Annotated in this window: 4 protein-coding genes; 2 read left to right on the top strand and 2 right to left on the bottom strand. The window is 38.1% G+C overall.

The features are described from left to right. Both VJ937_RS14505 and VJ937_RS14500 read left to right on the top strand, forming a co-directional pair. On the top strand, window positions 1-1353 hold a 1353-nt coding region (locus VJ937_RS14505), incomplete at its 5' end, for a fused MFS/spermidine synthase (protein ID WP_324068292.1). 264 nt (window positions 1354-1617) lie between these two features. Then, window positions 1618-2160, top strand: a complete 543-nt coding sequence (locus VJ937_RS14500) for a hypothetical protein (protein WP_324068290.1) — start codon at window positions 1618-1620, stop codon at window positions 2158-2160. Between the two features lie 628 nt (window positions 2161-2788). Here VJ937_RS14500 and VJ937_RS14495 read toward each other — a convergent pair. Beyond that, on the bottom strand, window positions 2789-5146 hold the full coding sequence (locus VJ937_RS14495) for a PAS domain S-box protein (protein WP_324068288.1): 2358 nt from the start codon (window positions 5144-5146) through the stop codon (window positions 2789-2791). A gap of 76 nt (window positions 5147-5222) precedes the next feature. Beyond that, a partial coding sequence (locus tag VJ937_RS14490; protein ID WP_324068286.1) for a DNA-3-methyladenine glycosylase I occupies window positions 5223-5642 on the bottom strand: 420 nt, incomplete at its 5' end.

Raw genomic sequence — 5642 nt, 5'->3', positions numbered from 1 at the left:
ATGCTGGCCAATGCGTTGGGGTCTTTTGTTGGACCGCTAATTGCTGCATTTTTATTTATCCCGCTGGCAGGTACGGGCAGGAGTATTTTGCTGGTGGCCATATTGCTTTTTTTAGCCCTTGTGTTTACCCTGCGCCATTTGCCTGAAAGCGACCGCAAAAATCCCCGTATCATGGCGCTGGTATCCATTGCCCTGCTTTTTTTGGTTACTATCTCCGGATTGCATATGCGCATTTTACCACCCTCTTTTCACCTTGAGGATAAAAAAGTGTTGCATTACAACGAGGCTGTACAAGGTACCTTGGTTGTTGGTGAAGTGAGTGAAGGCAACAATTCGGTAAAATCTACTTATGTAAACAATGCTTCGGTTATTGGTTCGAGTTACGATGCTATTAAGGCGGTAAAAATGGTGGGGCACATGCCTTTTTTTGCCGGACTCGAGGCCAAAAAAGCTCTGATTGTGGGTTTTGGTATTGGCGTTACAACCTCTGCCATTGCCTCGCACGGCGAAATAGAGCGGATCGATTGTGTGGAATTGGTGCCCGGACTTAAAAAAGCGGCGAAATACTACAGTGCATTGAACAACAATATTGTAAACGATCCGCGACTGACCATACATGGCGACGATGGCCGGCATTTTTTACAATCCACCTCCGAAACTTACGACCTCATTTCCAGCGATCCTACGCACCCGGTGCTTGGCTCCGGAAACCTCTATACAACAGCCTATTTTGAGCTTTATAAAAAGCACCTGAACCCGGGAGGTATGGTCACCCAGTATTTACCTTTGCATAAGCTGAACAGGGACGACTTGCTGGGATTAATAAAAACCTTTCATCATGTTTTTCCGCACACTGTCGTGTGGCTTGGCCACTACCACGCTGTGCTGATGGGAAGTACCGATCCGGTAAAAATCGATTTTGAAAAATGGAGCAGTAGGATTGCCGATTTCCCAAAAGACCCGTATTTTTATGCCAATCCGTATCATTTGGCGGCCAACTTAATTTTCGACCCTTTGGCCATTGAGGATTTCCCGAAAGAGATAAAAATTAATACCGATAATCGCTCCTATGTGGAGTTTTTCGATTTTAGTGTTTTTCGTGAAGAAAATTTGCCACAAAACCTGGCCTATTTGAATTTTAACCGCGATGGAGTATTCCGCGTATTCCACAATATTCCCGACACCATGAAAATGAAACGCTTCATTGAAGCCAATAAAATGATGACCCGGGGGCTGGAGGGTATGTTGCGCAACGATAAACGGTTACTTTACAATCAGTTGCAAAAAGCCATTCGTATAGCTCCTGAGAATGAAGAGCTTCCTTTTCTATTAAAACTCTATTTCCGTGAATAGGTTAATATTTTGGTCATTTACATCAGTAACTACAGGAGTTTTTGGAATTTCTGTACTTACCTGAAAATATATCGAAAATTAACCTGGATTATGCATGTCATTATCTTAGCACGTTTGCTGCGTTACTGCATCCTTGAGAAAGAAATACTCATTGCGCCACCATTTATGGCGGTGACAGGTATCTGTTAATATTTATGGGTTGACTTGATTTAAGATAAAACATTTTGCAAAGCTTTATTGATCTGCTATTTTTGCCCAAAAAAAATGAAAAAACAAGTAATTGTATCAGCTTTAGTATTATCAATTTTATGCAGTTTTAATGCTGTGCAAGCCCAAACAGGGTTTCAGGGATTTGCTTTAAACCCACAGGCCGGGTTTTTCAATAAAGATGGTCTGGTTTATGGTGGAGATGTGGACATTGCCTGGGATAAGATGGTTTACAGTGCCGGTTACCATGTACTGGAAGAGCATAGCATAGCCAGTTCCGACAGACCTTTAGAAACTTATGAGCATTACAGCTTTATGCTTGGCAAAAACCTCGACCGTGGTAAAATACGCATACAGTATTTAGGCGGTATTGCCCCGTTTCTAAAAACCAAACGAACAAACGAAATTATTGAGTTCGATGACGGTGGCAATACCTATGCTACTGAAGATATTTGGGTTGTGGGTTTATCCATTAAAGCCGGTGTAAAATATATCCCATTCAGGTTTATGAGTGTTGGGGTGGACTTTATTGCAAATTTTAATAAAGAAACGCCCTTGTATATCCCAACGCTAAGCGTGGAGTTTGGTCTGCTGAAGTAAAAAAATACAAAAAACCGGAAAGAAAGGGAGTACTTTATAAAGTTGTGGATTAGTATTGAATTGTCTATGTCGAATATATTACAACCCATTTGATGCTTCAGCATAAAGACATGGTTTGAATTGTTAGAATGCAAAAACATTTCAGATGTAACCTGAACGAACTCCCGTAAATAACAATAGAACGCAGATTAAACGGCTAATTCCATTAGAAAAAATAATGGACTGATAAATACTTATCAGCTAAGCATTTTTCTATAAATATCTGCGATAAACCGATGAATACTGATAACGCTTGGGGTTATGATTGGAATTTTTGGGGTTTCATTACCAGATTTTTTTGTAAAAAGCCACAATTATGCTTCTCCTTATCTGTGAAAATCAGCTTATTTAAGATATCTGACATGTTATTTTTTTAAAATAATTACCGAACCCTATGCTGCAGAGAGTAAACATATGATATTTGGATTAATTAACCTGTATAACCCGCGTTCTATTCTATTAAAAAAATTCAACCGTTATTAAAAAGCCCACAACTTTTTCAACTGATCCATAGAAAGTTGAATTGAAATATTTGATTGGATTGTTTGCGGTTAATATAAAGCTTATTAATCAATGTACTGATAATCAATTATTTATGTTTGTTGAGCGGAATAGTAAAATAAAAAGTTGAGCCCTTTTGGGGTGTAGAATCTACCCAAATTTCCCCACCCCAATGCTCAACTATTTTTTTAGAAATTGAGAGTCCGAGTCCGGTGCCACCCTTAACTTTGGTGAAATCCTGCTCTACCTGCCTGAAGCGCAGGAAAATATTGTTTTTTTCACTTTCCGGTATACCGATGCCTGTATCACGCACAAAAAATCTAATCGCCTCGGATTCTATTGTGTAGCCAAATTCAATTTCTCCTTTTTCGGTGAATTTCATGGCGTTGTTCAATAAATTAATCAATACCTGTCTCAATCTCGCATCATCTGTTCTGATGTAATCGGGTCCATTTGCGGGTTTCGAAATATGGAGCTTCAATGATTTCTCTTGGGCCGTGGGCTTGATAAAATCATAAATATCATCGAGCATGTTTTTCAGATGGATGTTTTTGTAAAGAAATTTCAAACGACCGCTTTCAATACCCGAAATATCCAGAATATCGTTTACCAATACCATGAGGCGTTTGCTATTCTCCATAATAATGTCGAGGTACCTGTCTGTTTTGTGAATGAGGTTTTTGCGCTCTTTAAGCATGCGGGCAAAACCAATTATGCCATTCATGGGGGTACGTATTTCGTGACTCATATTGGCCAGAAATGCCGACTTGAGTTTATCGCTCTCTTCTGCCTTTTCTTTCGCCTTTTCGAGTTGCACTTCCATTTGCTTGCGGTCTGTAATGTCGTCTATTGTAATAAGCACATATTTCTTTTCTCTGCGGTATAGCAACGAGGAGGAGACCAGCACAGTATGCCTTTGCATACCTTCTCTTCCCTGGATAATTATTGAGCCTTCATGTTTCTGATAAGCACGGTTGTGCTGATAAGCCTCGTTGAATAGTTTTTTGATAATACAATTTTTACACCAACGGCCTGCTCCGCATGGCATATTATTTCTGGTTGGTTCAATACACCTGAAAGTTTCTCCAATAGTTGCGCTCAGAGCATTTGATTGCATTTCTTTTGTAAGCAAAGGATTGGTATTGATCTTGACAATTTTCATTTCGCCATCTAGCAAAAGCATTGTAAAAGGCGCATGGTTAAAAATGTTGGTGAGTGTTTGTTCATTTTCACGAAGTGCTGCTTCTGCTTTAATTTGGTCTGTAATATCACGACTTACAACCTGTACGTATGTTTCATTATCATCTTTAGTTTGTATTAACTGTCCGTTAGATTCCACCCAGGTGTAATGTCCATCTGCGTGTTTTATTCGTTGTTTAATTTTTAAATAAGGATTTTCTTCAATTATTTTTTTTCGACTTTTTTTAAATGCTGGCCAGTCATCAGGATGCAAAAATAAAGTAACATGTTTACCTATAACTTTTTCTGGCGGTAGACCAGTGAATTTTTTAATAGATGGTGATACATATTTTATATAACCGTCAATGTTGTGTAAAGCAATAAGGTCGTAGGCATTTTCACTAATCATGCGGAATTTTTCTTCACTTAAAAGCAAAGCATTTTCTGCTTGCAGTCTGTGTTCTATAAAACGAATAAGTACTCGGGCTACTATTACTCCGGTAGCCATTGTGATAAACAGTGCAATGCTGTCGTAATAATGAGATTGATTTTCTACACTGCGCAATAAATAATAGTCGAGTCCGATAAAAGTTAGCCACATAAATACTGAAGTAAGTATGCACAGGGCAAAAATTCCATTGTTTTTACGCATGAACTTCATAGAACTTATTCCCAGTATGGTTCTGATTGCCGGGAGCTTAAAGAAAAGCTCTGCTGTTATTATCATAAATACAAAATTCAGCGTATCTTTTATGGCAAAGGCCTTTAAAATAGAAATATCAAGATGATTAATTGTTTCGGTTTGCCAAAAAGCAGGATTCAAGTTCAGCAAGGGATTATATAATACTAAATAAATAATGGTATAGCCAACCGAAGCTAAAATGCCTAAAAAAATAATTTTTATTGTAAGCGGGTATTTATGTTTTAAATGGTGACCGTGAATTACGCTGCCCGATACGTAATATAAGCTAAGTAATAGCATCACTACAGCCAAATTTGCATAACCCTCCTGGGGCCATAAAAGCAATGGATAAAGTGCTCCGCCGGTTATACCTGACAGGAAGCCGTATTTTCCTCCAAATGTTATCGCAATAAGGAGTGGTAACCCTACAGACCAGGGAAAATTAAATTGTATGTGCCCAAGATCTACATTAATATTAAACTGAGACACCAGTAAGGATAGAATGCCTGTACATACCGCAATAATAACCTTCAGAAGTGATGTGTACTTTGATGAATGAATATGTATATTATCTTTTATTGCCATTAATAGAAAAGCCTGAAATTAGTAATTTTTAGATAAAAGCAAACTAATAACCATATTTAATGAAATACGCTGTGTATTATTCAGGGTGAATAAAACAGCTTGTAAGATGATCATTGACCATGCCAATAGACTGCATATAGGCATATATGATAGTCGGTCCAACGAAACTCATTCCCCGTTTTATCAGGTCTTTGGATATTGTCTTTGATAATGCTGTTTCAGCTGGCACATCTTCCTGTTTATTCCAATGGTTCACAATGGGTTTATGGTTTACATATTTCCAAATATAGTGGTCAAAAGAGCCAAATTCTTCTTGAATCGTAATAAATACCCTGGCATTTTTAATTGCACTTCGTATTTTCAACTGATTCCGTACAATACCTTTGTTTTGCAACAGAGCTTCTATTTTTGATTCATCATAATTGGCAACTTTTGTAACCTCAAAATTGTCAAATGCTTTGCGATAGTTTCCCCGTTTGTGTAATATGGTCGACCA

Origin of the sequence: Salinivirga sp. (assembly GCF_035268865.1) — a bacterium.
Taxonomy (GTDB): Bacteria; Bacteroidota; Bacteroidia; order Bacteroidales; family Salinivirgaceae; genus Salinivirga.
The sequence above is the reverse complement of the archived record's forward strand: the minus strand, read 5'-3'. Positions and strand labels throughout refer to the sequence as shown.

Coding starts and splice junctions, on each gene's coding strand:
- VJ937_RS14500 (WP_324068290.1), top strand. CDS start 1,618: ATGAAAAAACAAGTAATTGTATCAGCTTTAGTATTATCAATTTTATGC.
- VJ937_RS14495 (WP_324068288.1), bottom strand. CDS start 5,146: ATGGCAATAAAAGATAATATACATATTCATTCATCAAAGTACACATCA.